The sequence below is a fragment of the Streptomyces sp. NPDC005483 genome, from assembly GCF_040606035.1.
Lineage (GTDB): Bacteria > Actinomycetota > Actinomycetes > Streptomycetales > Streptomycetaceae > Streptomyces.
In genome coordinates, this window is record NZ_JBEXEA010000005.1 from 221175 (window position 1) to 247811 (window position 26637).

At 69.6% G+C, this 26637-nt stretch carries 20 protein-coding genes, 2 tRNA genes and 1 pseudogene; 6 read left to right on the plus strand and 17 right to left on the minus strand.

The window, feature by feature from the left end; translation table 11 throughout:
- The 6 genes from mreC to ABZT06_RS12275 form a co-directional block, all read right to left on the minus strand.
- Window positions 1-948 carry a rod shape-determining protein MreC gene (gene mreC / locus ABZT06_RS12250; protein ID WP_355738784.1) on the minus strand — a complete coding sequence of 316 codons (948 nt, stop codon included), beginning with the start codon at window positions 946-948 and terminating at the stop codon, window positions 1-3.
- Between the two features lie 115 nt (window positions 949-1063).
- On the minus strand, window positions 1064-2083 hold the full coding sequence (locus ABZT06_RS12255; protein WP_004931372.1) for a rod shape-determining protein: 1020 nt from the start codon (window positions 2081-2083) through the stop codon (window positions 1064-1066).
- A 309-nt stretch (window positions 2084-2392) separates the two neighbouring features.
- A complete protein-coding gene (gene ndk, locus ABZT06_RS12260) occupies window positions 2393-2806 on the minus strand; it encodes a nucleoside-diphosphate kinase (protein ID WP_007382017.1) in 414 nt (137 codons plus the stop codon).
- A 64-nt stretch (window positions 2807-2870) separates the two neighbouring features.
- A complete protein-coding gene (locus ABZT06_RS12265; RefSeq protein WP_355738789.1) occupies window positions 2871-3263 on the minus strand; it encodes a DUF4233 domain-containing protein in 393 nt (130 codons plus the stop codon).
- Window positions 3264-3273: 10 nt separating this feature from the next.
- Complete coding sequence (locus ABZT06_RS12270) at window positions 3274-4758, minus strand: folylpolyglutamate synthase/dihydrofolate synthase family protein (RefSeq protein ID WP_355738792.1); 1485 nt, start codon at window positions 4756-4758, stop codon at window positions 3274-3276.
- Window positions 4759-4945: 187 nt separating this feature from the next.
- Window positions 4946-7576 carry a valine--tRNA ligase gene (locus ABZT06_RS12275; protein WP_355738796.1) on the minus strand — a complete coding sequence of 877 codons (2631 nt, stop codon included), beginning with the start codon at window positions 7574-7576 and terminating at the stop codon, window positions 4946-4948.
- A 136-nt stretch (window positions 7577-7712) separates the two neighbouring features.
- Here ABZT06_RS12275 and ABZT06_RS12280 point away from each other — a divergent pair, with 136 nt between their 5' ends.
- Window positions 7713-8687: a hypothetical protein gene (locus ABZT06_RS12280; protein ID WP_355738799.1), complete on the plus strand. Its 975-nt coding sequence runs from the start codon at window positions 7713-7715 to the stop codon at window positions 8685-8687.
- A 72-nt stretch (window positions 8688-8759) separates the two neighbouring features.
- Here the strand turns inward: ABZT06_RS12280 and clpX are convergent, their stop codons facing one another.
- The 5 genes from clpX to ABZT06_RS12305 form a co-directional block, all read right to left on the minus strand.
- Window positions 8760-10046: an ATP-dependent Clp protease ATP-binding subunit ClpX gene (gene clpX, locus ABZT06_RS12285; RefSeq protein WP_053846477.1), complete on the minus strand. Its 1287-nt coding sequence runs from the start codon at window positions 10044-10046 to the stop codon at window positions 8760-8762.
- Window positions 10047-10206: 160 nt separating this feature from the next.
- Window positions 10207-10887: an ATP-dependent Clp protease proteolytic subunit gene (locus ABZT06_RS12290; protein ID WP_020136160.1), complete on the minus strand. Its 681-nt coding sequence runs from the start codon at window positions 10885-10887 to the stop codon at window positions 10207-10209.
- A gap of 70 nt (window positions 10888-10957) precedes the next feature.
- Complete coding sequence (locus tag ABZT06_RS12295; protein WP_355739323.1) at window positions 10958-11566, minus strand: ATP-dependent Clp protease proteolytic subunit; 609 nt, start codon at window positions 11564-11566, stop codon at window positions 10958-10960.
- A 326-nt stretch (window positions 11567-11892) separates the two neighbouring features.
- Window positions 11893-13302 (minus strand): trigger factor, encoded by a 1410-nt coding sequence (gene tig, locus ABZT06_RS12300; protein ID WP_355738804.1) that lies wholly within the window; start codon window positions 13300-13302, stop codon window positions 11893-11895.
- A gap of 196 nt (window positions 13303-13498) precedes the next feature.
- Window positions 13499-13575 (minus strand) — tRNA-Pro (locus ABZT06_RS12305).
- A gap of 483 nt (window positions 13576-14058) precedes the next feature.
- Here ABZT06_RS12305 and ABZT06_RS12310 point away from each other — a divergent pair.
- Window positions 14059-14132: transfer RNA gene (locus ABZT06_RS12310), tRNA-Gly, on the plus strand.
- A 72-nt stretch (window positions 14133-14204) separates the two neighbouring features.
- Here ABZT06_RS12310 and ABZT06_RS12315 read toward each other — a convergent pair.
- Window positions 14205-14399 carry a hypothetical protein gene (locus tag ABZT06_RS12315; protein ID WP_352383949.1) on the minus strand — a complete coding sequence of 65 codons (195 nt, stop codon included), beginning with the start codon at window positions 14397-14399 and terminating at the stop codon, window positions 14205-14207.
- Between the two features lie 365 nt (window positions 14400-14764).
- Between ABZT06_RS12315 and ABZT06_RS12320 the strand changes: the two are divergent.
- Window positions 14765-15885 (plus strand): annotated as a pseudogene (locus ABZT06_RS12320) (acyltransferase family protein).
- On the opposite strand, the gene ABZT06_RS12325 reads toward ABZT06_RS12320, so the two are convergent.
- Together ABZT06_RS12325 and ABZT06_RS12330 are read right to left on the minus strand one after the other, a co-directional pair.
- Window positions 15882-16337 carry an HD domain-containing protein gene (locus tag ABZT06_RS12325; RefSeq protein WP_355738807.1) on the minus strand — a complete coding sequence of 152 codons (456 nt, stop codon included), beginning with the start codon at window positions 16335-16337 and terminating at the stop codon, window positions 15882-15884. The pseudogene ABZT06_RS12320 and the gene ABZT06_RS12325 sit on opposite strands and share 4 nt — an antisense overlap.
- A 632-nt stretch (window positions 16338-16969) precedes the next feature.
- Window positions 16970-18151, minus strand: a complete 1182-nt coding sequence (locus ABZT06_RS12330; RefSeq protein ID WP_355738809.1) for a PP2C family protein-serine/threonine phosphatase — start codon at window positions 18149-18151, stop codon at window positions 16970-16972.
- Between the two features lie 169 nt (window positions 18152-18320).
- Between ABZT06_RS12330 and ABZT06_RS12335 the strand changes: the two genes are divergently transcribed.
- Window positions 18321-19550 (plus strand): GNAT family N-acetyltransferase, encoded by a 1230-nt coding sequence (locus ABZT06_RS12335; RefSeq protein WP_355738812.1) that lies wholly within the window; start codon window positions 18321-18323, stop codon window positions 19548-19550.
- Between the two features lie 10 nt (window positions 19551-19560).
- Here ABZT06_RS12335 and ABZT06_RS12340 read toward each other — a convergent pair whose 3' ends face one another.
- Together ABZT06_RS12340 and ABZT06_RS12345 are read right to left on the minus strand one after the other, a co-directional pair.
- Window positions 19561-20376: a DNA-formamidopyrimidine glycosylase family protein gene (locus ABZT06_RS12340; RefSeq protein WP_355738815.1), complete on the minus strand. Its 816-nt coding sequence runs from the start codon at window positions 20374-20376 to the stop codon at window positions 19561-19563.
- Window positions 20377-20667: 291 nt separating this feature from the next.
- Entirely contained in the window at window positions 20668-21153 is a 486-nt protein-coding gene (locus ABZT06_RS12345; RefSeq protein WP_355738818.1) for a ribose-5-phosphate isomerase, read from the minus strand.
- 204 nt (window positions 21154-21357) lie between these two features.
- On the opposite strand from ABZT06_RS12345, the gene ABZT06_RS12350 reads away from it, so the two are divergent.
- The gene (locus tag ABZT06_RS12350) at window positions 21358-22770 is read left to right on the plus strand and encodes an amino acid permease (protein WP_355738821.1); all 1413 of its coding nucleotides are present in this window, start codon (window positions 21358-21360) and stop codon (window positions 22768-22770) included.
- A gap of 80 nt (window positions 22771-22850) precedes the next feature.
- Here the strand turns inward: ABZT06_RS12350 and ABZT06_RS12355 are convergent, their stop codons facing one another.
- Window positions 22851-25694, minus strand: a complete 2844-nt coding sequence (locus ABZT06_RS12355) for a protein kinase (RefSeq protein WP_355738824.1) — start codon at window positions 25692-25694, stop codon at window positions 22851-22853.
- A gap of 194 nt (window positions 25695-25888) precedes the next feature.
- Here ABZT06_RS12355 and ABZT06_RS12360 point away from each other — a divergent pair, with 194 nt between their 5' ends.
- Entirely contained in the window at window positions 25889-26617 is a 729-nt protein-coding gene (locus ABZT06_RS12360) for an LPXTG cell wall anchor domain-containing protein (RefSeq protein WP_355739325.1), read from the plus strand.
- Window positions 26618-26637 lie beyond the last annotated feature (20 nt).

Sequence of the window (26637 nt, forward strand, 5' to 3'; positions counted from 1 at the left end):
CTACTGCTCTTGCTGGATCTGGCCGCCGACCGGCGCGTTGGCGGACGGGGTGACGGTGACCGTCACGGTCGGCGTGGGCGTCGGTTTCGGTTGTGCGGGCAGCACCCTGTCGCGCGGGTCCTTCTTCGGGGCCTGGACGACGACGCCGACGATGTCGAGCTTGCTGAAGCTGACGTACGGCGTGACGTAGAGGGTGCGGGTGAGGTCGCCGCCGGAGGGGTCGACGCGGGAGACCACGCCGACCGGGACGCCGGGTACGAACGGCTTGTCGGCCTGGGAGCCGAAGGTGACCAGGCGGTCGCCCTTCTTGATCTCGGCCTTGCCGTTGAGGAGTTCGACGCGCAGCGGGCGGTCGCCCTGGCCGGAGGCGAACCCGAGTTCGTCGGTGGCCTCCATGCGGGTGCCGACGGTGAAGTCGGGGTCGTTGGCGAGGAGCACGGTGGCGGTGTTCGGGCCGACGGTGGTGACGCGGCCGACCAGGCCGTCGCCGTTGAGGACGGTCATGTCGCGCTTGATGCCGTCGTTGGCGCCGACGTCGATGGTGATGGTCCAGGAGAAGCCCTGGGCCGCTCCTATGGCGATGACCTGGGCGCCCTTGATGCCGTACTGGCCCTCGCCGGAGAGCTTCAGCATCTTGTCGAGCTGCTTGAGACGGCTGGAGTTGCGGTCGTCGCTGCCGAGTCTCGCCTTGAGGGCGGAGTTCTCCTTCTCCAGCTCGGCGAGCCGGTCGTGCCGCTCGCCGGAGTCGCGGATGGCGGAGACGGCGTTTCCGACCGGGTCGACCGCGGCTGACACACCGTTCTCGATGGGGCCGAACACGGCGGCCGCGCCTTGGCGGGCACCGTCGACCGGCGAGTCCTCCCCGCCACGGATGTCGACCGTGATCAGCGCGAACGCGACGGCGATCAGCAGCACCAGGAGCAGCCGGCTCTCTCGTGTGTCCCTCACGTGCGGCGGCCGTGCCCTTCTTATTGGAGTTGCGTTTGTGGGAGCTTATGCCTCTATATCAACGATCCGCCGTACGAGAGCAGATCATCTCGTACGGCGGAATCGAAGAGTTACGTCATCTGCGCGGCTGGGCGTCCAGCACCTGCTGGAGCGCCTCGAATTCCTCGACGCACTTCCCGGAGCCGAGCGCCACGCTGTCCAGCGGATCCTCGGCGATGTGGATCGGCATGCCGGTCTCCCGGCGCAGCCGCTCGTCGAGTCCGCGCAGCAGGGCGCCGCCGCCGGTGAGGACGATGCCGCGGTCCATGATGTCGCCGGAGAGCTCCGGCGGGCACTTGTCGAGGGTCGTCTTGACGGCGTCCACAATGGCGTTGACGGGTTCCTCGATCGCCTTGCGGACCTCGGCGGCCGAGATGACGACGGTCTTGGGCAGCCCGGAGACGAGGTCCCGGCCGCGGATTTCGGTGTGTTCGTCAGCGTCGAGGTCGTACGCCGAACCGATCGTGATCTTGATCTGTTCGGCTGTCCGCTCACCCAGCAGGAGGGAGTACTCCTTCTTGATGTGCTGGATGATCGCGTTGTCCAGCTCGTCGCCCGCGACACGGATGGACTGGGCGGTGACGATGCCGCCGAGGGAGATGACCGCGACCTCCGTGGTGCCGCCGCCGATGTCCACCACCATGTTGCCCGTGGCCTCGTGGACCGGCAGGCCGGAACCGATGGCGGCCGCCATGGGCTCCTCGATGATGTGCACCTGGCGGGCGCCGGCCTGGGACGACGCCTCGATGACGGCGCGGCGCTCGACACCGGTGATGCCCGAGGGGACACACACGACGACGCGCGGCCTCGCGAGATACCGCCGCTTGTGGATCTTCAGGATGAAGTAGCGGAGCATCCGCTCGGTGATCTCGAAGTCGGCGATCACGCCGTCCTTCAGCGGCCGCACGGCAACGATGTTGCCGGGGGTCCGCCCGATCATCTTCTTGGCCTCGGCACCGACTGCCAGAATTCCACCGGTGTTCGTGTTGATCGCGACGACGGACGGCTCGTTGAGTACGATCCCGCGACCCCTGACGTACACCAGCGTGTTGGCGGTCCCGAGGTCGACAGCCATGTCACGGCCGATGAACGACATTGAGTTCCCCATCAGGATTCGTCTGGCCTTCCTGGGAGCTTTTGAGGGCTTTTCAGGTCGGCGAAGTGGGTGCTGTGACGTGAAGGCTTCCATCGTAGACGCGCCTGCACGAACACTGCGCGAGGGTCTTCGCCATTGTCAGCAGATCAAACACCGCCTCGCTTGTGGAGACGGTCCATAGGGGGCACTCGTTCCCCCGATCGGCGCGCATATGCCGAGGGACGGCCGAAAAGGTCCGGCCGCCCCAGGTCAGAGGGGAGAGCGAGCTGACACGCCCTCAGAAATTGCCACCAAACCTACGCACGGGACCTATGCGCGGCCGGGGAAGAAGATCTTCACCTCGCGCTCGGCGGACTCCTCCGAGTCGGACGCGTGGATGAGGTTCTCGCGGACGATGACACCGAAGTCCCCCCGGATGGACCCGGGCGCGGCGGCGATCGGGTCGGTCGGTCCCGCCAGTTGGCGTACCCCCTCGATGACCCGCTCACCCTCGACGATCAGCGCGACGACCGGACCGGACGCCATGAACTCCACCAGCGGCTCGTAGAAGGGCTTGCCCTTGTGCTCCCCGTAGTGCTGCTCCAGCGTGTCCTGGTCCAGGGTGCGCAGTTCCAGCGCGGTGATCTGCCAGCCGGCCTTGCGCTCGATACGGCTGATGATCTCGCCGGTCAGGCCACGACGGACGGCGTCGGGCTTGAGGAGGACGAGGGTGCGCTGGCTCACGAGGGGCTCCTAACCTGCTGACATGTGCGGTGGGACGACATTACAGGGCGTGTCGGTGCGCTCGTCACACAGCGTCAGGTGTAGAGGAGTCCGCCAGGGGGGCTCGGTCGGGTTGGGCGGCTTGGTCGGCTTGGCGGGCGAATCTCGCCTTCGCCTCGTCGATCTTCCGGCCGTAGTGCACGGAGGCCCACCACAGGGCCGCGAAGATCGCGCCCATGAAGAACATGGTCGGAATGACGAACCCGGAGGCGATCAGGGCGATCTGGAACGCCCAGCCGAGGGCGACGCCGCCGGGCCGGGTCACCACCCCGCACAGGGCGAGGCACAGGAACATGGCGATGCCGCTGACCGTCCACACCGTGGACGTGGCCAGGTCGGGGTCCTTCATGGCGACCAGCCCGGCGAAGCCGACGACGAAGAACTCGCCGATCAGGGTCGATGCACAGAGCGTACGCATGGCTTGCGACTCAGCCCCTTCCCAGCAGCAGCCGGGCCTCGCCGACCGTGATCACCGACCCGGTGACCAGCACACCGCCGCCCGCGAACTCGCCGTCCTCCTCGGCCAGCGTGATCGCCTCCTCCAGGGCGTCCGGCAGCCGCGGCTCGACCTGGACCCGCTCCTCGCCGAACACCTCGACGGCGATCGCGGCGAGTTCGTCGGCGTCCATCGCCCGGTGGCTGGAGTTCTGGGTGATCACGACCTCGGCGAAGATCGGCTCGAAGGCCTCGAGGAGCCCCCGCACGTTCTTGTCGCCGCTCGCGCCCACCACGCCGATCAGCCGGCTGAAGTCGAAGGCCTCGCCGACCGCCTCGGCGGTGGCACGGGCGCCGGCCGGGTTGTGGGCGGCGTCCAGGACGACGGTCGGGGAACGCCGTACGACTTCGAGGCGGCCCGGCGAGGAGACGGCCGCGAAGGCCTTGCGGACGGTGTCGATGTCCAGGCGGTCCGGACGCTGGGCACCCACCCCGAAGAACGCCTCCACGGCGGCCAGCGCCACGGCCGCGTTGTGCGCCTGGTACGGGCCGTGCAGCGGCAGGTACACCTCTTCGTACTCACCGCCGAGACCGCGCAGGGTCACCAGCTGCCCGCCGACGGCGACCTGCCGGGAGACGACCCCGAACTCCAGCCCCTCACGCGCGACGGTCGCGTCGACCTCGACGGCCTTCTTCAGCAGCACCTGCGCCGCGTCGACCGGCTGCTGGGCCAGGACGACGGTCGCGTCCTGCTTGATGATCCCGGCCTTCTCGACGGCGATCTCCCCCGGCGTCTCGCCGAGCCGGTCGGTGTGGTCCAGGTCGATGGGGGTGACCACGGCGACATCGCCGTCGATGACGTTGGTCGCGTCCCAGGAGCCGCCCATGCCGACCTCGACGACGGCCACGTCGACCGGCGCGTCCGCGAAGGCGGCGTACGCCATGCCGGTCAGCACCTCGAAGAAGGACAACCGGTACTGCTGCTGAGCGTCGACCATCTCGATGTACGGCCTGATGTCTTCGTACGTCTCGATGAACCGCTCGGCGGAGATCGGGGCGCCGTCCAGGCTGATGCGCTCGGTGACCGACTGGACGTGGGGGCTGGTGTAGCGGCCCGTGCGCAGTTCGAAGGCGCCGAGGAGCGCCTCGATCATGCGGGCCGTGGAGGTCTTGCCGTTCGTCCCCGTGATGTGGATCGAGGGGTACGACCGCTGCGGCTCACCCAACAGGTCCATCAGCGCCGCGATGCGGCTGACCGAGGGCTCCAGCTTGGTCTCGCCCCAGCGGGTGGCGAGCTCCGCCTCGACCTCGCGCAAAGCCTTGTCGACCTCGGGGTTCTCGGGGCGTGCGGGCACGTCGGCCTCCGGCGGGCCGCCCTGGGTGCGCAGGGTGCGGCTGCCGGCCTCGATGACCGCGAGGTCGGGGTCTCGGTCGGTCTCGGCGGCGACGATCTCGTCGAAGGGGTCGGTCTCACTCACGGGGCCCAGTCTACGGACGCGGACTGACAGAGTGCCTTCGGAGTGGGGTGGCTGATGCCGCCTGGCGGGCGCGGGGAGGTTTGTGGCTGGTCGCGCCCACGCGGCGGAGCCGCACATCGACACGGCCCCGCGCCCCTGAAAGCAGCAGGGCCCCGGAGTCCAGACGACCCCGGGGCCCCACGAAGCCTTACGCCTGAGGCAAGCGGTCCAGCTGGGTCTTGATCCTCTCGATGTCCTCGTCCGCCTTGGCCAGGCGGCCCCGGATCTTGTCCACGACGTTGTCGGGAGCCTTGGCCAGGAACGCCTCGTTGCCGAGCTTCCCGGTCGCCTGGGCCTTCTCCTTCTCCGCCGCCGCCAGATCCTTCGCGAGGCGCTTGCGCTCGGCCGCCACGTCGATCGTGCCGGAGAGGTCGAGGGCGACCGTGGCACCGGCGACCGGGAGGGTCGCCGTGGCCGCGAAGCCCTCGGCCTCCGGCTGGAGGCGCAGCAGCTGGCGGATGGCCGGCTCGTGCGGGGCGAGGGCGGTGCCGGTCAGTTCCAGACGGGCCGGGACCTTCTGACCGTCCTTGAGGCCCTGGTCCTTGCGGAACCGGCGGACCTCGGTGACGACCCGCTGGACGAGCGCGATCTCGTCCTCGGCGTCCTTGTCGCGGAAGCCGCTGTCCGCCGGCCACTCGCCGATGACGAGGGACTCGCCGCCCGTGAGGGTGGTCCACAGGGCGTCCGTCACGAACGGGATGACCGGGTGGAGCAGGCGCAGTGTCACGTCGAGGACCTCGCCGAGGACCCGGCCGGAGACCCTGGCCTGCTCGCCGCCCGCGAAGAACGTCGTCTTCGACAGCTCGACGTACCAGTCGAAGACCTCGTCCCACGCGAAGTGGTAGAGCGCGTCGGCGAGTTTGGCGAACTGGTAGTCGTCGTAGTACGCGTCGACCTGGGCGACCGTCGTGTTCAGCCGGGACAGGATCCAGCGGTCCGTCGCCGACATCTCGGAGGCGTCCGGCAGCGGGCCCTCGACCGTGGCGCCGTTCATCAGGGCGAAACGGGTGGCGTTCCAGAGCTTGTTGGTGAAGTTCCGGGAGGCCTTGACCCAGTCCTCGCCGATCGGCACGTCCGCGCCGGGGTTGGCGCCGTTGGCGAGGGTGAAGCGCACGGCGTCGGAGCCGTAGGCGTCCATCCAGACCAGCGGGTCGACCGCGTTGGGATTCGACTTCGACATCTTCTTGCCGAACTCGTCGCGGACCAGGCCGGTCAGCGCGATGGTGTGGAAGGGGGCCTGGCCGTCCATGGCGTACAGGCCGAACATCATCATCCGGGCGACCCAGAAGAAGATGATGTCGTGGCCGGTGAGCAGGACATCTGTCGGGTAGAACTTCCGCAGGTCCTCGGTCTGTTCGGGCCAGCCGAGCGTGGAGAACGGCCACAGGCCGGAGGAGAACCACGTGTCCAGGACGTCGGAGTCCTGGGTCCAGCCCTCGGCCTCCGTGCCGGGCGGCTCCTCGTCGGGGCCGACGCAGACGACCTCGCCGTCGGGGCCGTACCAGATCGGGATGCGATGGCCCCACCACAGCTGGCGCGAGATGCACCAGTCGTGCATGTTGTCGACCCAGTCGAAGTAGCGCTTCGACATGTCCTCGGGGTGGATCTTGACGCGGCCGTCGCGGACCGCGTCACCGGCGGCCTTGGCGAGCGGGCCGACCTTGACCCACCACTGCAGGGAGAGACGCGGCTCGACCGTGGTCTTGCAGCGCGAGCAGTGGCCGACGGAGTGCATGTAGGGGCGCTTCTCGGCGACGATCCGGCCCTGCTCCTTGAGGGCACCGACGACCGCCGAGCGGGCCTCGTAGCGGTCCAGGCCGACGAAGGGGCCGTGGACCGTGATGACGCCGTGCTCGTCCATGATCGTCAGGGACGGCAGGTCGTGGCGGCGGCCGATCTCGAAGTCGTTCGGGTCGTGCGCCGGGGTCACCTTGACCGCGCCGGTGCCGAACTCGGGGTCGACGTGGGTGTCGGCGACGACCGGGATGGTGCGGTCGGTCAGCGGGAGCTTGATCTGCTTGCCGATGAGGTGCCGGTACCGCTCGTCGTCGGGGTGGACGGCGACGGCCGTGTCACCGAGCATCGTCTCCGCGCGCGTGGTCGCGACGACGAGGCTGTCCTCGCCCTCGCCGTAGCGGATGGAGACCAACTCGCCCGCGTCCTCCTGGTATTCCACCTCGATGTCGGAGATGGCCGTCAGACAGCGCGGGCACCAGTTGATGATGCGCTCGGCGCGGTAGATCAGCTCGTCCTCGTAGAGCCGCTTGAAGATGGTGAGGACGGCCTTGGACAGGCCCTCGTCCATCGTGAAGCGCTCACGGCTCCAGTCGACGCCGTCACCGAGGCGCCGCATCTGGCCGAGGATCCGGCCGCCGTACTCCTCCTTCCACTGCCAGACGCGCTCGACGAACTCCTCGCGCCCCAGGTCGTGCCGGGACTTGCCCTCCTCGGCGAGCTGCTGCTCGACCTTGTTCTGGGTCGCGATACCGGCGTGGTCCATGCCCGGCAGCCACAGCGCCTCGTAGCCCTGCATGCGCTTGCGGCGGGTGAGGGCGTCCATGAGCGTGTGCTGGAAGGCGTGGCCCAGGTGGAGCGAACCGGTGACGTTCGGCGGCGGGATGACGATGGTGTACGGCGGCTTGTCGCTCTTCGCGTCGGCGGTGAAGTAACCGCGCTCCACCCAGCGCTCGTACAGCGGCCCCTCTACCTCGGCCGGCGCGTACTGGGTCGGCAGTTCGGTGCTGGGCGCTGTGGGCTGCTGCTGAGCGTTCTCGGTCACGGGGTCAGTTTAGGGGTGTCGCGGGCGTGTCCCGAAACGCGTTTGTTCTGTAACGGTGGGGCCCCCGATGCCGTGCGCCGTCCGTGCCTGAGCCAGGATGTCGGGAACACATAAGCATCTGGAGGGGAACCCAGAGATGAGTCACAACCAGCCGGGCCCGTACGGGCAGCCCCAGCAGCCCGGGCAGCAGCCGCAGCCCGGGCCGTACGGCCAGCCGGGCCCCTACGGCCAGCCGCCGCAGGGCCAGCCCCAGCCCGGCTACGGCTACCCCCAGCAGGCTCCGCCGCCCCAGCAGCCCGGTTACGGCTATCCGCAGCAGGGCGGCGTCCCTCCGCAGACCCCGCCGTACGGCCAGCCGCAGGCTCCCTACGGCCAGCAGGCCCCGTACGGCCAGCAGCCGCCGTACGGCCAGGCCCCCTACGGCGTCCCGCAACCCCCTCCGCCGGGCGGCGGCAAGGGCAAGACGATCGGCATCATCGTCGGCGCGGTGGCGGTCGTGGCCGCGATCGGGGTCGGGACGTATCTGGTCCTCGGCAACGGGGGCGGCAGCGGCGGCTCCGACGTCACCGACGACGGGGCGCACAAGCTGACGGCACCGGCGACGATCCTCGGCGGGGACTACAAGAAGGGCAGCGACGGCGGGCTCGGTGCGCTGAGCGAGAGCGACGTCAAGGACGCCGAGTCATGGGGCGTCAAGGACGCCAAGGACGTCAGCGCGACCTACTCCTCGGGCACGGGGCTCAGCGTCAAGTCCCTGATGTTCGCGGGCGTGTACGGCACGATCGACGACCCGGAGAAGGTCGTCGACTCGATGTTCGCCCAGGCCAAGAAAGGCTCCTCGAAGGACTCCGGCTCGGGCACTTTCGTGGGCAGCCCCCAGGAGTTCACCCCCGCGGGCTTCGAGAACGGCGTCATGAAGTGCCAGGAGATCAAGACCACCGAGTCCGGCCAGACCCTGTCGATGCCGGTGTGCATCTGGGGTGACCACAGCACGGTGACCTACGTCTTCGCGTACGACATGGCCGCCCTGACCGAGGGCAAGAGCACCACGATGACGGAGGCGGCCGAGCTGACCGCCAAGGTCCGCAACGACGTGCGCGTCAAGTCCTGACGGACTCCCCCCGCCTCAACCACGAAGGGGCCCCGGTCGGTTGACCGGGGCCCCTTCGCATGTCCTCGCGGACTAAGCCGTCTTCTGCTCGCCCGAACCCCGCCCGCGCGCGTCCCGCGGGATCAGTGTCGGGTTGACGTTGGAGTGGACGACGTCCGCCGTGATGACGACGCGGGCCACGTCCTTGCGGGACGGGATCTCGTACATGACGCCCTGCAGGACTTCCTCCATGATGGCGCGCAGGCCGCGCGCGCCGGTCTGGCGGAGGATGGCCTGGTCGGCGATGGCCTCCAGGGCCTCGCGCTCGAAGTCCAGCTCCACGCCGTCGAGTTCGAAGAGGCGCTGGTACTGCTTCACCAGCGCGTTGCGCGGCTCGACGAGGATCTGGAGGAGGGCTTCCCGGTCGAGGTTGTGCACGCTCGTGATGACGGGGAGGCGGCCGATGAACTCGGGGATCATGCCGAACTTCACCAGGTCCTCGGGCATGACGTCCTCGAACTGGTCCTTGGCCTCCAGCTCGCGCTTGGAGCGGATCGTCGCGCCAAAGCCGATGCCCTTGGCGCCTGCCCGGGACTCGATGAGCTTCTCCAGGCCCGCGAAGGCACCGCCCACGATGAACAGGACGTTCGTCGTGTCGATCTGGATGAACTCCTGGTGCGGGTGCTTGCGTCCGCCCTGCGGCGGCACCGAGGCCGTGGTGCCCTCGAGGATCTTCAGGAGCGCCTGCTGCACGCCCTCGCCGCTCACGTCCCGCGTGATCGACGGGTTTTCACTCTTGCGCGCGACCTTGTCGATCTCGTCGATGTAGATGATCCCGGTCTCGGCCTTCTTGACGTCGTAGTCGGCCGCCTGGATCAGCTTCAGCAGGATGTTCTCGACGTCCTCGCCGACGTAGCCCGCCTCGGTGAGCGCGGTCGCGTCGGCGATCGCGAACGGGACGTTCAGCATCCGGGCCAGAGTCTGCGCGAGGAGCGTCTTGCCGGAGCCCGTGGGGCCCAGCAGGAGGATGTTGGACTTCGCCAACTCGATCGCGTCGTCACGGCCGTTGCCGCCGCCGTTCTCGCCGGCCTGGACGCGCTTGTAGTGGTTGTACACCGCCACGGAGAGGGCTTTCTTGGCCGCCTCCTGGCCCACCACATAGCCCTCCAGGAACTCGTAGATCTCGCGGGGCTTGGGGAGTTCCTCCCAGCGCACCTCGCTCGTCTCGGCGAGTTCCTCCTCGATGATCTCGTTGCAGAGATCGATGCACTCGTCGCAGATGTACACACCAGGCCCTGCGATGAGCTTCTTGACCTGCTTCTGGCTCTTGCCGCAGAACGAGCACTTGAGCAGATCGCCGCCGTCACCGATGCGTGCCACGGTGTGCTTCCCCTTCGCCTGGGAGACGCCTAGGTCCAGCGGCTCCTGGTGCTGCCTTATGTCCGACGGTACCTTGCCGGGCCCCCCGTTCGGGCCCCCCTTGGCAGGGTTCACTTTGACGTGCACTGTGCCAAGGGGCGGCATATCCTACGGGTCCGCGTCAGCGGACGGCGGCGTTGTTCATCTTCCGGGTGGAGATGATCTGGTCGATCAGGCCGTACGCCAGGGCGTCGTCGGCCGTGAGGATCTTGTCGCGCTCGATGTCCTCGCGGATCTTCTCGATCGGCGTGGTGGAGTGCTTGGCCAGCAGGTCTTCCAGCTGCGCGCGCATCCGGAGGATCTCGTTGGCGGCGATCTCGAGGTCGGAGACCTGGCCGCGGCCGGTCTCGCTGTAGGGCTGGTGGATCAGCACGCGCGCGTTGGGCAGCGCCATGCGCTTGCCGGGCGTACCGGCGGCCAGCAGGATCGCCGCGGCGGAGGCCGCCTGACCCATGCAGACCGTCTGGATGTCCGGCTTCACGAACTGCATGGTGTCGTAGATCGCAGTAAGCGCCGTGAAGGAGCCGCCGGGGCTGTTGATGTAGACCGAGATGTCCCGGTCGGGGTCCATCGACTCCAGGCACAGCAGCTGCGCCATGACGTCGTTGGCGGAGGCGTCGTCGATCTGCACGCCGAGGAAGATCACGCGCTCCTCGAAGAGCTTCGCGTACGGGTCGTACTCGCGGATGCCCTGCGAGGTGCGCTCGACGAAGCGCGGAATCACATAGCGGGACTCGGCGCGGGGGCCGGTGTACTCGGCCTCGGTGCGGGCGTAGAGGCCGCTGCCGGGGAAGTCGTTCACTGTCTGTCTCCTAGGGGCTTAGGCGGTCGGCTGAGGGGCTGTACGGGGGTGCTGTGGCCCCGCATGGGGCTCAGGCCCCGGTGCCGCCGCCGCCCGGGATACCGGCAGCCGTGGCGATGACGTCGTCGATGAGGCCGTACTGCTTGGCCTCCTCGGGGTCGAACCAGCGGTCGCGGTCCGAGTCACGGGTGACCTGCTCGACGGTCTGACCCGTGTGCTGGGCCGTGAGCTCGGCCATGCGCTTCTTGGTGTGCAGCAGCCGCTCGGCGTGGATCTTGATGTCCGAGGCCGAACCGGCCAGGCCGGCGGAGGGCTGGTGGATCAGGATCTCGGCGTTCGGGAGGGCGAAACGCTTGCCCGGGGTGCCCGCGCTGAGCAGGAACTGGCCCATCGAGGCGGCGAGGCCCATCGCGATCGTCATCACGTCGTTCTTGATGAACTGCATGGTGTCGTAGATCGCCATGCCGGCCGTGATCGAGCCGCCGGGGCTGTTGATGTAGAGGTTGATGTCCTTGTCGGGGTCCGCGGCAGCGAGAAGCAGCAACTGTGCGGTGATCTTGTTCGCGATGTCGTCGTCGACCGGCTGGCCGAGGAAGATGATCCGCTCGTTGAGCAGCCGGTTGTAGACCTGGTCACCGAGGCCACCACCGATGGAAGGCTCGCCGGCGGCGTAGGGCATCAGATTCGTCACGTATCCACCTGCTCGTCTTACGACGGCGCCGGGCCGTCTCACGTGTTCCCGTCCGGGGGCTGGGCGGTCTGAGGGACTTCCCTGCCCTGGTACTCATGGACCCTAACGCGCTGGTCCCCTCGGGGAATCCCGGTAAGGGGGGTGTTCGCCGGGGGCGTAGCCCGTGGTATCGCCGGTTCACCACCGGGGGCGGCCGATCCGTGGCGCGCCGCGCGGTTCCCCGGGCCCCCGGCCGGGTCCTGCGCACACATGCCGGAAGGGCCCCGGAGACGTGTCTCCGGGGCCCTTCCTACGACGTTCGAGGTGCCGTGGGCTCAGCCCTCGGTCTTCTCCTCGGCCTCGGCCGGGGTCTCCTCGGCCTCGGCCGGAGTCTCCTCGGAGGCGGCCTCGACGGTCTCGGCCGTCTCGTCCTCGTCGTCGTCCAGGTCGACGACCTCGCCGTTGGTGTCCTTGACCGTGGCGGCCTCGACCACGACGGCCAGGGCCTTGCCGCGGGCGACCTCGCCGACGAGGAGCGGGACCTGACCGCCCTCGACGACCGCCTGGGCGAACTGGTCGGGGGACATGCCGGAGGAGGCGGCGCGGCGCATGAGGTGCTCGGTGAGCTCCTCCTGGTTGACGTTCAGCTTCTCGCGCTTGACGAGCTCGTCCAGCACGAACTGGGTCTTGATGCCCTTGACCGCGGCTTCCTTGGTCTCGGCGTCGAACTCCTCGGCCGTCTTGCCCTGGATCTCGAGGTACTTCTCGAGGTCGAGGCCCATCTGACCGAGCTGGTGATGCTCCAGGTTGTGCTTGCGGGTGTTGATCTCGTCCTCGAGGAGCTTCTCGGGGACGGGCACCTCGACGAGCTCCAGGAGCTTCTCCAGGACGCGCTCCTGGGCCTGGGTGGCCTGGTCGTACTGCTTCATGTTCTCGAGGCGCTTGCGGCTGTCGGCCCTCAGCTCCTCGAGGGTGTCGAACTCGGAGGCGAGCTGCGCGAACTCGTCGTCCAGCTCGGGCAGTTCGCGGGCGGCGACCTGGGTGACCTTGACGGTGACCTCGGCCTCCTTGCCAGCCGCGGAGCCGCCCTTGAGCTCGGAGGCGAAGGTGGCCTCGCCACCGGCCTCCAGGCCCTTCACGGCGTCGTCGATGCCGTCCAGCAGCTCACCGGAGCCGATGGTGTAGGAGACGCCGCTGGCGACGCCGTCCTCCAGCACCTCGCCGTCGACCTTGGCCTCCAGGTCGATGGTCACGACGTCGCCGTCCTCGGCGGCACGCTCGACGGGGGACGTCGAGGCGAAGCGCTCACGGAGCTGCTCGACCGACTCGGCGATGTCCTCGTCGGTGACCTCGACCGCGTCGACCTCGACCTCGATGCCGGAGTAGTCCGGGATCTCGATGGCCGGGCGGACGTCGACCTCGGCGGTGAAGTTCAGCGTCTCGCCGTCCTTCAGCTCGGTGATGTCGACCTCGGGCTGGCCCAGGACGTCGATCTCGGCCTCGTTGACCGCTTCGGTGTAGAACTTCGGAAGCGCGTCGTTGACGGCCTCCTCCAGCACCGCACCGCGGCCGAACCGCTGGTCGATGACGCGGGCCGGGATCTTGCCCTTCCGGAAGCCCTTCACCGTGACCTGCTGGTTGATCTTCTTGTACGCCGCGTCGAGGCTGTCCTTGAGCTCCTCGAAGGGCACCTCGATGCTGAGCCGAACCCGAGTCGGGTTCAGGGTCTCCACGGCGCTCTTCACGGTTCGGTCTCCTTGTGGCTGACTTCTCGGATTCTGCCGGGGCCAGAGCGGCTCCGGCGGATCGCCGCCCGGAGGATCTTCTGGGAAGGAGAGGCACACGGGCGTGCAGCTTGCATAGTAACGGCAGCGGCGACACGCCCCCAAAGGCGATCACGGACCCGGTCACGCGAGCGGTCACGCGAGCTGATCGTGCTGGTGGTCGGGGTGGCGGGATTTGAACCCACGGCCTTCCGCTCCCAAAGCGGACGCGCTACCAAGCTGCGCCACACCCCGTCTGGTGCGACACGTAGGGTACATGCCCGCAGGCTGCGGGGTTGCCGCATTTCGCGAGCCGCGGGCAGAACCGGGCCCGTACGCCCCGTGTGGAGTCCGGAGCAGCGGGACCGTCCCCCCTCTTGTGGCCCTCTCGTGGCCCTCTCACCCTCTCACGGCAGTCGTTGCCGGTCCCCCATCGAAAAAGAGTTCGGACGGGGACGCCCGCCCTGCGGCGGTCGGGCGGGCAGGCGCGACAACCCACCTCGTGACCGGCGCGTCGTCGCCGACCGCTCGGGCAGGACACGCGGAAGGGGCGCGCAGTCCGTGTTCTCAGGGCAGCCGGTCGCCGAGAGGGGCGGGTGTCGGTCATGAGAGCCCGCGCCCGGCGCCGGGTCCGCGCCGTGCCGTCGGAGGCGCGGGGCGGAAGGGGTGTGCGGCGAGGGGTGACGACCCGGTACGATGCTTTCGTGCCGTCGGTCGTCGGACCGCGGCGCGTGCTGTGCGGGCGTAGCTCAATGGTAGAGCCCTAGTCTTCCAAACTAGCTACGCGGGTTCGATTCCCGTCGCCCGCTCCATGAAGGCCTCCGGCCCGGTCCCTCAGGGGATCGGGCCGGAGGCCTTTGGTGTGGGCGTCCCGGGTGCCGGGGCTAGAACTGGATCGAGTTGATGGTCTCCGCTATCGAGTCCAGGAAGCGTTGGATGTCGTCGGCCATGCCGGTGGAGGCGAGGAAGAAGCCGAAGAGCACCGCGACTATGGCGGGGCCGGCCTTGATGGAGCCGCCCCGAATCAACACCACCAGGATGATCCCCAACAGCAGCACCACTGACAGCGAAATGGCCACAACTGATCACACCCTCGGTCGGTCCCGCTCTCCCGGCCCGGGGACGCGACCCCGCGACCCCCGCCAGAACCATCGTGCCACCAACGCGGCCCGCATATGCGGCCGGTGAGGCAACGTTTGGCCATGCCGATACACGCGCCGCACCCCCTGGCCGGTTCCTTTCGGTCGGCGGCCACCGTGTCCGCACATTCCGTCCGCAGGGAATCCGAAGCATCGACACAGATGCGCAACGAGCATAGTTATGCGGCATTTCAGAGGGATTAATCCTGACAATACAGGCCAGTTGAAGACGTCTCAGAAGTGAACAACCAGCAACGAGACGGCCGGTTTTACCGAAACACACAGCCGCGGCTAGGGTGCCTCAGATGTTTCCAGCCGCCGCCGACGCAGTCCCCCGTCCGCGCCCGCCGCAGGACCCGCCGTCTCACAAGCAGCGTGACGCCTTCTTCGACAACGCCAAGTACCTGGCGATCGTCCTGGTCGCGGTCGCGCACTCCTGGGAGCCGCTCAAGGGCGACAGCCGGATCCTGGAGGGCGTGTACACGGTGGTGTACTCGTTCCACATGCCGGCGTTCATCGTCATCTCCGGTTTCTTCTCCCGCAGTTTCGACATGCGCCCGGACCGGCTGAAGCGGCTCGTCACCGGCGTCGCCGTGCCGTACATCGTGTTCGAGACGGCGTACTCCCTCTTCAACCGCTACGCCGACCACGACCCGGGCATGGAGATCAGCCTCCTGGACCCGTGGTTCCTGACCTGGTTCCTGGTGGCGCTGTTCATCTGGCGGCTGACCACGCCGATCTGGAACCTGGTGCGGTGGCCGCTGCCGCTCGCGCTCGGCATCGCGATGCTGGCGTCCGTGACCCCGGACATCGGCGACGACCTGGACCTGCAGCGGGTGTTGCAGTTCCTGCCGTACTTCGTGCTCGGCCTGGTCATGAAGCCCGAGCACTTCCGGATGGTGCGCCGGCGCTCCATGCGGATCGCGGCGGTGCCCGTGTTCGCCGCCGCCCTCGCCGTCGGCTGGTGGGCGGTGCCGCGCATGAACACCGAGTGGTTCTACCACCGCAACGCCGTCCAGGAGATGGGCGCGCCCTGGTGGACCGGACCCTCATGGTGCTGGCCATGTTCGGCAGCTCGCTGCTGCTGACGGCCTGCTTCTTCGCCTGGGTGCCGGGCCGGCGCATGTGGTTCACCACGCTCGGCGCGGGCACGCTGTACGGCTATCTGCTGCACGGCTTCCTGATCAAGGGTGCCGGTTTCGCGGGCTGGTTCGACCACGCCTGGCTCCACCGGCCGCTCGGCGAGATCTTCGTGAGCGTCGTCGCCGCGCTCGCCGTCACCCTGCTGTGCACCGCGCCGGTGCGCCGCGTCTTCCGGTGCGTCATGGAGCCCGACATGGACTGGGCGTTCAGGCGGGAGGCCGCCGAGGTCGCGCGCGGGCGCGAGCAGAAGACGGCGGCTGCCCGGGAGAAGGTCAGCGCCTAGCCGGACGTCGGCAGACCGAGAAGCGCGCGCATTCCCGCGTACTTCTCGGTCAGTCGTTTCCGGGTCGCCTCGTCGAGGACCGCCAGGCGTTCCGGGTCCGCGTTGTGCGCCAGGTCGGCCTGTTTCACCAGCAGGGCGCCCGGGGTCGCCAGGATGCGCCCGGCGTACGCCTCGGGCGGCTCTCCGGCCCGCTTGGTGACGGCGCGCACGATGTCCTTGGTACGGCGGCTCAGCGCGGCCTCGTCGAGCCACTGCGCGGAGAGCGCGTCGTCCTCGACGGAGTCGTGCAGCCAGGCCGCCGCGATCTGCTCGTCGTCGCCGCCCCGCGCGCGCACTCCCTCGGCGACGGCGCGCAGGTGTTCGGCGTAGGGCCGCCCGGCCTTGTCGGTCTGGCCCTCGTGTGCGGCGCGGGCGAGGGCCTCGACCTCGGCCAGGGTCAACTCGTCGGTCATTCCCCCAGTGTGTCGCGCCGCCGCGCCGCCCGGGCCGGGAGGTAGGCCGCGGTGAGGCCGAGCACGACGACCGTGCCCGCGAAGACCCCGTGGAACGGCGGACGAGCGGCGGTACGTGCTGTCCCTCCCCCACCGGGGACTGTTCCGGCGAGGCGCCCAGGTGGGCCGCCCAGCGGTCATGCGCAGCACCTGACGGAGATGGAGCCGATGAGGCGGAGGGCCGAGGCGGCGAGGCAGCGGGGCGGACTTGGGCAGACGACCTAGCCGGGGCGGCCGAGCGGACGAGGCCAGCCGGGGCGCACGGGCCAGACGTCCCAGCCTGGGCACCCGAGCGGACGAGGCCAGTCGGTGCGGGCCGAGCGCAGAGGCAGCCGGGGCGCACGGGGTAGACGACGCAGCCGAGGTGCACGGGGCAGACGTCCCAGCCGGGGCGGCCGAGCGGACGAGGCCAACCAGGGCCGACTGGGGGCATAGACGACCCAGCCGACCCAGCCGAGACAGCCGACGAATGGGGCCAGCCAGGGCGGACTGAGCGCACGGGACGGACGACCCAGCCGGGGCGGACGAGCGGGCGAGGCCGGTCAGGGCGGACGGGACGGGCGGGCTGTCCCCACCTGGTCGCGGGCGAACGGCTAGCGCGGCATCGACTGAGCCGTCGGGCCCTCCCGGCAGATCAGCAGCAGCGCCCGGTCGTCGTTGACGTCCTTGGCGACCGCTTCGATCAGGTGCCAGGCGGCGCCGTGGAAGCCGCCGGCCACATACCGGTCGGCCTCCCCCGTCAGCCTGTCGATGCCCTCGACTATGTCCCGGTCGGACGTCTCCACCAGACCGTCGGTGAAGAGCATCAGGACGTCGCCGGGGCGGAGTGATCCCTTGACCGGGTCGAACTGGGCGCCGTCGTAGACGCCGAGGAGAGGACCCTCCGCGGCCTTCTCCTCCCAGCGGCCGCTGCCGGCGCTGAGCTGGAGCCCCGGCGGGTGGCCGGCCGAGTAGAGCTCGTAGTCGCCGGAGTCGAGGTCCAGGACCAGGTGGATCGAGGTCGCGAAGCCCTCGTCCCAGTCCTGGCGCAGCAGATAGCCGTTCGCGGCGGGCAGGAAGGCGTGCGGGGGCAGTGAGCCCAGCAGGCCGCCGAACGCCCCCGACAGCAGCAGCGCCCGCGACCCCGCGTCCATGCCCTTGCCGGAGACGTCGGTCAGGACGGCCTCCAGCGTACGGCCACCGTTCGTGCGGGCCGCGACCACGAAGTCGCCGGAGAAGGACTGCCCGCCCGCGGGTCGCAGCGCCATCTCCCGGTGCCAGCCCTGGGGCAGGTGCGGCAGCTTGCTCTGTACACGGATGCGTTCGCGCAGGTCGAACAGCATGGTGCCGCCGCGCCGCCAGGGCACCCCGACCCGGCTGCGGAACTGGGCGATCAGCAGGCCGAAGAAACCGCAGGCCGCCACAACCAGGACCACGCCCGGGGTGACCCGGGACGGTCCCTCGGTGTACGGCCCCAGCCGCACCGACTCCACGATCAGCGCGGTCGCCGCCGCCGCGTACAGGCCGAGCAGGCTCGCCGGGCGCAGCAGCAGACCGCCGGCGACGATCGGGAGGACCAGCGCGGCCGGTGAGCACCACACCGAGTTCATCAGGGTGACGGCCGCGATCACCGGGACGGTCAGGAGCAGGCCGGCCAGCGCGACCCAGTCCGAGCCGTCGCCGCGGAAGTAGTCCACGGCGCTTCTGCGCAGGCCGACGCGGACCCGGTGCCACTGCATCCTCAACCGGGCCGTGAACGTCTCGGCTTCCGCGCGCCGCTCTCGTCCTGCTGCCATTAGTTCGGGACCTTATCCGTCGAACCCCCTGCTTGGCACAGGAGGTACGACTTGTCCCCCGTGCGAGGTTCAACTTCACAGCTGTTCAAGGGCCGTACACGCCCCCGCTCACCACGAGTGCCGGTGAAATTCCCTCGCTCGTCCCGCAATGCGCTGGTAGGCATGGTTCATGGGGACTGACTTGCGGGTGCTTCGGCAGGACGACTGGGACGAGTGGTACGGCAACCTGATCCGCGCCTTCGGCGGGGTTCCGGAGTCGGCCGAGGAACTGGAGCTGTTTCGTCAGCTCACCGAGTACGACCGCTCCGTCGGCGTGTGGGACGGCGAGCGGTGTGTGGGTACGGCGGGGGCGTTCGGCTTCCGGATGACCGTGCCGGGCGGGGCCGCCGTGCCCGCCGCCGGCGTGACCATGGTCAGCGTGGCCGGCACGCACCGCCGGCGCGGGGTGCTGACCTCGATGATGCGCCGCCAGCTGGACGACGTGCGCTCCTGGGGCGAACCGCTGGCCGTGCTCACCGCCTCCGAGCCGGTGATCTACGGCCGGTTCGGGTACGGCGTCGGCACCTACCACCTCAACGCCGACATCGACACGACCCGGGTACGGCTGTCCCTGCCGCCCGGCACCGACGACGTACACCTGCGGTACGCCGCGCCCGCCGACGTGCTCGACGCGTGCGAGGCGGTCTACGCCCGGCTCGTGTCCCGGCGGCCCGGGATGGTCGCCCGGATTCCGGGCTGGGAGCGGCTGTGGCTGCTCGACCCGGAGAGCGAGCGGGACGGTGCCTCACCGCTGCAGTGCGTGGTCGCGGAGCGGGACGGGGAGGTCGTGGGGTTCGCGCGGTACCGGGTCAAGGCGGACTGGGAGCCGGCCGGGCCCAGGGGCACGGTGGTGCTCTCCGACCTGGAGGCGCTGGACCCGGCCTCGCACGGCGCCCTGTGGCGGTTCCTCTTCGGCCTCGACCTCACCTCGCGGATCGACGCCCGGCGGCGGCCGGTCGACGAGGCCTGGCAGTACCTCGTCTCCGACGTCCGGCGCTGCTCGCTGCTGGTGCGGGACTCGCTGCACGTGCGGCTGGTCGACGTCGGGGCCGCACTCGAGGCGCGGACCTATCAGACGCCGGTGGACGTGGTGTTGGAGGTCGAGGACTCCTTCTGCCCCTGGAACACCGGGCGTTGGCGGCTCAGCGGGGACGCCAAGGGCGCGTCCTGCGAGCGTACGACGGAGGCGGCCGACCTCGCCCTGTCCGTACGGGAGTTGGGGGCGGCCTATCTCGGCGGCGTGAGCCTCGCCTCGCTGGCGGGGGCCGGGCTGGTGCGGGAGGTGCGGCAGGGGGCGCTGGCCGAGGCGGCGGTGGGGTTCGGGTCGGCGGTGGCGCCGTGGCTGCCGCACGGCTTCTAGGGTCCGGTCGTCAGGGTTTCTGGCAGGCCGGGCACCAGAAGAGGTTGCGGGCGGCGAGATCGGCGGTGCGGATCTCGCCGCCACAGATGTGACAGGGCTGGTTCGCCCTGCGGTACACGTAGACCTCGCCGCCGTGGTCGTCGACGCGGGGCGGGCGGCCCATCGCCTCCGGGGTGTGCTCCGGGCGGACGGTGTCGATGCGGTTGTTCCGCACGCCCTCGCGCATGAGCTCGACGAGGTCGGTCCAGATCGCGTCCCACTCGGCGGGGGTGATGTCCTTGCCCGCGCGGTACGGGTCGATGCGGTGCCGGAAGAGGACCTCCGCGCGGTAGACGTTTCCCACGCCCGCGATGACCTTCTGGTCCATCAGCAGGGCGGCGATCGTCGTACGGCTGCGGGAGATTCGCCGGTACGCGGCTCGCGGGTCGGCGTCGGTGCCTGAGCGGAGGGGGTCCGGGCCGAGGCGGTCGTGTATCGACAGCTTCTCGGTGGGGGTGATCAGGGCGCAGGTCGTGGGGCCGCGGAGGTCGACGTACGCCGTTTCGTTCGCGAGGCGGAGGCGGACCGTGTCGGTGGGCGGGGGTGCGGGGGCCGAGCCGAAGGTGACCTTGCCGAAGAGGCCGAGGTGGATGTGGACCCAGTCGGTGTCACGGAAGCCGAGGAAGAGGTGCTTGCCGTGGGCCTCGGTGTGGGTGAGTTCCGAGCCGGTGAGGAGTTCGGCGGCGTCCGAGAACTTGCCCTGGGGGCTGGTGACGCGGGGTTCCGTCCCCTGGAACGCGGCGCCGTAGTCCTGGGCCAGGCGGTGGATGGTGTGCCCTTCAGGCACGGTGGCTCCTTAGTCGTCTGCCGGTGGGGGTGGCTGCCGGCCTTTTTCGCCCCCGCCGCCCCTACCCGTCCCGTCACCAGGGGGCGCTGCCCCCTTCGACCCCCGCCCCAGGGGGCTCCGCCCCCCCTGCACCCCCGCTCCTCAAACGCCGGAGAGGCTGGATTCACGGAACGCCGGAGGGGCCTGGATTTCGCGCAAGCGACCCGGTCAGGGGCGCGGGGAACTGCGCGGCCAGCCCCCACTCACCCGCACCCGACCGACGACCGGCCCCCGCCGCCCCAACGCCGGAGGCTACTGCTGCGGGTGGTGCGCCGGGATGGCCGGCAGGTCGCCCGTCGTCTCGTACGCCGACAGCATGTCGATGCGGCGCTGGTGGCGCTCGTCGCCGGAGAACGGGGTGGCGAGGAAGGTCTCGACGAACTTCGTCGCCTCCTCGGTGGCGTGCATGCGGGCGCCCACCGCGACGACGTTGGCGTTGTTGTGCTGGCGGCCCAGCGACGCGGTCTCCTCGCTCCAGGCGAGGGCCGCCCGGACGCCCTTGACCTTGTTCGCCGCGATCTGCTCGCCGTTGCCGGAGCCGCCGATCACGACGCCGAGGGAGTCGGCGTCGGCGGCGGTGCGCTCGGCGGCGCGGAGGCAGAACGGCGGGTAGTCGTCCTGGGCGTCGTAGATGTGGGGGCCGCAGTCGACCACCTCGTGGCCGGCCGCCTTGAGCCAGTCGACGAGGTGGTTCTTGAGTTCGAAGCCCGCATGGTCGGAGCCGAGATACACGCGCATAGGACGAGTGTGACACGGCCGTTTCAGGGCAGCAGCCTCGGGTGTCGGCCAGGAAAACCGTGAACCAGACATTGGAACCTCAAGCAAACCTCAAGTAACGATCTGGATTCAAAGGTTCACGAATTTCTTTGCCTCCGATTCACTGGACCGACCCGTACACCGCTCGTACGGGAGCCCCACACCCGGCACGAAGGAATTCCCCGTATGACTGGTCTCCAGGCCGGACTCAAGAACCGTCACCTCTCGATGATCGCCATCGGCGGTGTCATCGGAGCGGGCCTCTTCGTGGGCTCCAGTTCCGGTATCGCCACCGCCGGACCCGGCATCCTGCTGTCGTACGCCCTCGTCGGCACACTGGTCGTCCTCGTGATGCGGATGCTCGGTGAGATGTCCGCCGCGAATCCGAACTCCGGCTCCTTCTCTGCGCACGCCGACCGGGCCCTCGGGCGCTGGGCCGGTTTCTCCATCGGCTGGCTGTACTGGTTCTTCTGGGTCGTCGTGCTCGCCGTCGAGGCGACCGCCGGCGCCAAGATCCTCGAAGGGTGGATACCCGCCGTACCGCAGTGGGGGTGGGCGCTGATCGTGATGGTGGTGCTGACCGCCACCAACCTCATCTCCGTGGGGTCCTACGGCGAGTTCGAGTTCTGGTTCGCCGGGATCAAGGTCGTGGCGATCGGGGCGTTCATCATCATCGGCCTGCTCGCCGTGTTCGGCGTCCTGCCGGGCGTCGACGCCGACCAGGCGGGGCTCTCCAACCTCACCGACCACGGCGGTTTCCTGCCCCACGGGGCCGGCGCCATCCTCACCGGTGTCCTGCTGGTCGTCTTCTCCTTCATGGGCAGCGAGATCGCGACGCTCGCGGCCGGTGAGTCGGAGGACCCGCAGCGGGCCGTGACCAAGTCGACCAACAGCATCATCTGGCGTATCGCGGTCTTCTACCTCGGCTCGATCTTCGTCGTGGTCACGCTGCTGCCGTGGGACTCCAAGTCCATCCAGGACGACGGCTCCTACGTCGCCGCGCTCGACTCCCTCGGGATCGCGCACGCCGGTCAGATCATGAACTTCATCGTGCTGACCTCGGTGCTGTCCTGCCTCAACTCCGGCCTCTACACGGCCTCCCGGATGGCCTTCTCGCTCGGCGAACGGGGAGACGCGCCCAAGGCGTTCGCGCGGGTCAACGGCCGGGGCGTGCCGATGGCCGCGATCCTCGCGTCGGTGGTGTTCGGCTTCGTCGCCGTGTTCTTCAACTACCTCTCCCCCGACAAGATCTTCCTCTTCCTCGTCAACTCCTCCGGCGCGGTGGCCCTGTTCGTGTGGCTGGTCATCTGCTTCTCGCAGCTGCGGATGCGGAAGATCATCCAGGCGGAGGCGCCGGAGAAGCTGGTCGTGAAGATGTGGCTGTACCCGTATCTGACCTGGGCGACGGCCGCGTTGATCGTGTTCGTCCTCGGCTACATGCTGACCGACACGGAGCACGACGGGCGGGAGACCGTGCTGTTGTCGCTGCTCGTCGCGGCGGTGGTGCTGGTCATCGCCGTGGTGAAGGAGAAGGTCGGACGCGGGCGGGCGGGTGCCGCTCCTGCGGATGACGTGACGGACAAGGTCTCCGTCCGCTGAACAGGTGTGTGAGCGGGGCCCTGTGGCGTGTGCCGCGGGGCCCTTCTCGTGTGCGTTCTTCCTGTTTTCTTCCTGCGCGTTCACAGGATGGTGAAGCTTTCCTTCACCTTCTCGTACGTGTGGAGGGCCTGCGTCTCGATCTCCGGCTGATACCAGGTGTTGATCTGGTACGACTTGTCGACCACGTTGAAGCCCAGCAGTTGGGCGTGCCAGGGGACGCCGTTGAGGGTGAAGGTGTACTCCCAGACGACCGCGGGGTGATCGCGGAACGTCGTCTCCTCCAGGCGGATCTTGCGGTAGTCCTGGCCCTGGTGGGCGTTCTGCTCGGAGGTCCTCCAGGTCTCCATCAAGTCGCCCCGGGCGAGCGAGGACTTGGCCGCGAGCTCCTGCTGTCCGTCCGGCGAGGTGTAGTGGACCTCGGCCCCCGTCTTCACGTCCCGCCGCCAGCCGGTGGGAGTGGCCCACGCGAACCCCCCGGCCTCCTCGTGTGCGCCGGGCGGGAGGGAGCGGGGGCGGGAGGTGCCCTCGACGGTCGAGGCTGGGGTGCCGACGGGGGTGGAAGCGCCGGGTTCCGATGCGGAGACGGAGGCGGAGGCGGACGGGGAACCCCCCGCCTTGTCGGCGCCGGGTGAGCCGGACGTGGTGGCCAGGATGATCGCGACCACGACGGCACCAGTGGCCACCACGCTCCCGACGGCGACCAGAGCCGTCCGGCGCCGGCCGCGGTGAGGGGTGGCGGCGGGGCGGGCGGGGCCGGGGAGTTCGCCGGGCGGCATGCGGTGGGGGTGGGGGCCGAGAACCAGTCCTGGGGCTGGGTCGGGACCGGTGCCCGCCGTGGTGTCCTTGGCTCCCGATCCCGGCCCAGGGCCGGGATCGGGCTCGGGTCCGGGGTGTTGGTCAGGTACGGCCTGCTTGCCGCGGACCAGGGAGACTCCGGCGCCGGAGCGGCGCTGGGCCGGAGGTACCGGGCCGACACGGGTGGGGGCGGAGGCCGCGCGCCCGGGGGTGTCCCGTGTCGGTGCCTCCGGCATCGGGAAGTGCTCCGTGGGCGCGCCCGCCGACAGGGAGTCCAGCGTGGGAGCGCTGGCGAGGGGGGTGCTGGTCGTGGTGGCACCCGCCCGGAGCGCGGCTCCCACGGAACTCCCCGACGGTGTCTCCGACCCGGCCTCCGAACGCTCCTCGGAGGCGGCCTCGGTGGAGGCACTGGCGACGCGGTCGGTCGAGAACGGCTCGGCAGGGGTAGGGGGAACGGGCTGTGCGGCCACGCCCTCGGCTACCGCCGGGGACCCGCCGGGCGGCACGCCCGAGGCTTCGTCACCGGCCACGCCCGAGGAGGCATGCCCTGGCGGCACGGCATCGGACGGCTCCACACCGCCGGACTCCCCCACCGACCCGCCTACGACCGCCCCGGCGCCCTCGGCAACGGACTGAGCCCCGTCCGACGGCGTACCCGAGGACGTATGCCCGACCGGCACCGCATCGGACGGCTCCACAACGCCGGCCCCACCCACCAACCCGCCTACGACCGCCCCGGCGCCCTCGGCAACGGACTGAGCCCCGTCCGACGGCGTACCCGAGGACGTATGCCCGACCGGCACCGCATCCGACGGCTCCACGACAGCGGGCGCAGCTGCGGCCGCCTCAGGCTCCTGCTCCTGCTTCCTCTCCGGCTCACTCTCCGGCTCCGGCACCCGCGGATCCCGCACCGCCCGCACGAGCCGTGTCCCCAGATAGGCCGGGGTCTCTGACGAACCCGGTCCGGGTGCCCTGCTGGGCCGTTCCGGGGAAGGGTTTCTCAATTCCCGCTGGGCCCACGACGGTGCCGAAGTCCCCCCTTGCTCCGATACCGGCACCTCCTCCGACGTCTGCGCCCTGTCCTCGCGTCCGGCCCCTGTCGCCTGCGCAGGGTCCGCCTGTTCTGCGACCGGCACCCGCGCTGAGTCCACCCGCCCCGGGTCTTCCACCCCAGGTTCCCGGCTCCCCTCTTCCTCTAGCATCGGCCCCCGCCCGCCCCCGGGCCCTTCTCCCAGCCGCTGCTCGTCGGCCTCGTCGACGTCTCCCCCCGGGCCCCGCCCCTCACCCGGCTTCGCCGGCCCGACCTTCAAAGTCGGCGTAGGCGCCTGGAACGCGACCGTGTGCAGGGCCGACTCCACCTCGTCCAGGCCCGGCCGTATCGATGGGTCCTTCTCCAGCAGGGCCGTCAGGATGTCGGCCAACGGGCCCGCCGCAGCCGGGAGTTCGGGCTCCTCGTAGAGGACGGCGTGCAGCGTGGCCAGGGTGGTGTCGCGGGAGAAGGGGGAGCGGCCGCCCAGGGCCGCGCAGAGCGTCGCTCCCAGGGACCAGATGTCCGAGGGCGGTCCCTGCGGGCGTCCCGAGACCCGCTCGGGGGCCATGTAGTCGGGGGAACCGACGAGCATGCCGACCATGGTGAGCGCCTCGGCGTCCTGCATCGCGGCGATGCCGAAGTCGGTCAGCACGATCCGGCGGCCGGTGCGGTCGCCGGACTCCACCAGGACGTTCCCGGGTTTGATGTCCCGGTGCAGGACACCGCGTGCGTGGACCTGGCGGAGCGCCCGCACCAGCCCCAGGCCGAGCAGCGCCGTTTCGCTCGGGCCCAGCGGGCCGTCCTCCACCGTCATCCGTTCCAGGGAGCGGCCCTTGACCAACTCCATGACGATCCACAGGCGTTCGCCCTCGTCCACGACGTCGTAGACCCGTACGACGTTGGGGTGGTCGATGCGGGCGGTGGCCCTTGCCTCGCGCAGGGTGCGTTCACGGCGGGTGCGGGTGTCCTCCGCGTCGAGGCCGTCGATCCGCATCTCCTTGACCGCGACCTGCCGGTCGAGTACTTCGTCGGCGGCCCGCCACACCCGTCCCATTCCCCCCTGGCCGATACTTTCGACCAGGCGATAGCGTCCTGTCACCAGGAGCCCTGGAACTCCGCCACGCCTCGCGTTTCCCGTGTCTCCCGTATTCCCCGGCAATCCGCTGCACCCCCTCAACGATGTCCCGAGTGGAACACAATGGTCACACTTCGCGCCGTACCAGCATAGTGCGGAGAAATCTTGTGGTACCTCTTCAAGTACTGCGAATTCAGGCGCAGCCAAGGGGGGCGAACATGAGTTCTCGTCGTATGACGACCATCGCCGGATCGCTGGTCACGGCGGCTTTCTCGACGGTGATGATCTGTTCCTTCACCGCGAGCGCGGACGAGGGACCCGCAAGCGGCAAGGGGGGAAAGGCTGTTGACGAGGCGCCGGCGGGCGTGAAGCTGACGACGACACTGCCCGGGACGATCTCCGTCGACAACAGCTCGCAGAAGACCGATCTCACGGCCGGCGTGAAGAACGACGGGAGCAAGGACAGCGGAAAGATCAGGCTTTTGGTCGTCGGTTTCGACGGCATGACGGTCAAAAATGTTCAAGGCTGCTCTCCGATTGAAGAAAAGGATCTGCCGGAGGGCTCGAACAGCGGTTTTTCCTGCCCCATCGACAATCTCGCGGCCGGTAAGTCGAAGTCGTACGCCGTCGACGCGACGTTCGATCTCAAGAAGACCGGAAAGATCTGTCTGCCGGTGCAGACCGGCGACGGAAAGAAGACGTTCTGGCAGCAGGGCCCGGTTCCGTTCGGTACGACGAACCCGTCGCCGAATGCCCCGGCCACCCCGCTGCTGCTGGGCACCGACAACAAGCCGGTGGCACCCGGCGGGGACGCACCGAGCGAGCTGCCGAAGACCGGTGTCGGGCGGGACCTGCTGCCGCTCGGGGCCGCGGGCGCGTCCCTCATGGCGGCGGGCGTGGCCGGGCTGTGGTGGTCGCAGCGGCGGCCGCGGCACACCGCCGCCTGATCCGGTCCGGAACGGAGAAC

Coding starts and splice junctions, on each gene's coding strand:
- ABZT06_RS12255 (WP_004931372.1), bottom strand. CDS start 2,083: ATGTCGTTCATCGGCCGTGACATGGCTGTCGACCTCGGGACCGCCAAC.
- ABZT06_RS12265 (WP_355738789.1), bottom strand. CDS start 3,263: ATGCGTACGCTCTGTGCATCGACCCTGATCGGCGAGTTCTTCGTCGTC.
- ABZT06_RS12280 (WP_355738799.1), top strand. CDS start 7,713: ATGAGTCACAACCAGCCGGGCCCGTACGGGCAGCCCCAGCAGCCCGGG.
- ABZT06_RS12295 (WP_355739323.1), bottom strand. CDS start 11,566: ATGCCCTACGCCGCCGGCGAGCCTTCCATCGGTGGTGGCCTCGGTGAC.
- ABZT06_RS12325 (WP_355738807.1), bottom strand. CDS start 16,337: ATGACCGACGAGTTGACCCTGGCCGAGGTCGAGGCCCTCGCCCGCGCC.
- ABZT06_RS12330 (WP_355738809.1), bottom strand. CDS start 18,151: ATGGCAGCAGGACGAGAGCGGCGCGCGGAAGCCGAGACGTTCACGGCC.
- ABZT06_RS12335 (WP_355738812.1), top strand. CDS start 18,321: ATGGGGACTGACTTGCGGGTGCTTCGGCAGGACGACTGGGACGAGTGG.
- ABZT06_RS12345 (WP_355738818.1), bottom strand. CDS start 21,153: ATGCGCGTGTATCTCGGCTCCGACCATGCGGGCTTCGAACTCAAGAAC.
- ABZT06_RS12350 (WP_355738821.1), top strand. CDS start 21,358: ATGACTGGTCTCCAGGCCGGACTCAAGAACCGTCACCTCTCGATGATC.
- ABZT06_RS12360 (WP_355739325.1), top strand. CDS start 25,889: ATGAGTTCTCGTCGTATGACGACCATCGCCGGATCGCTGGTCACGGCG.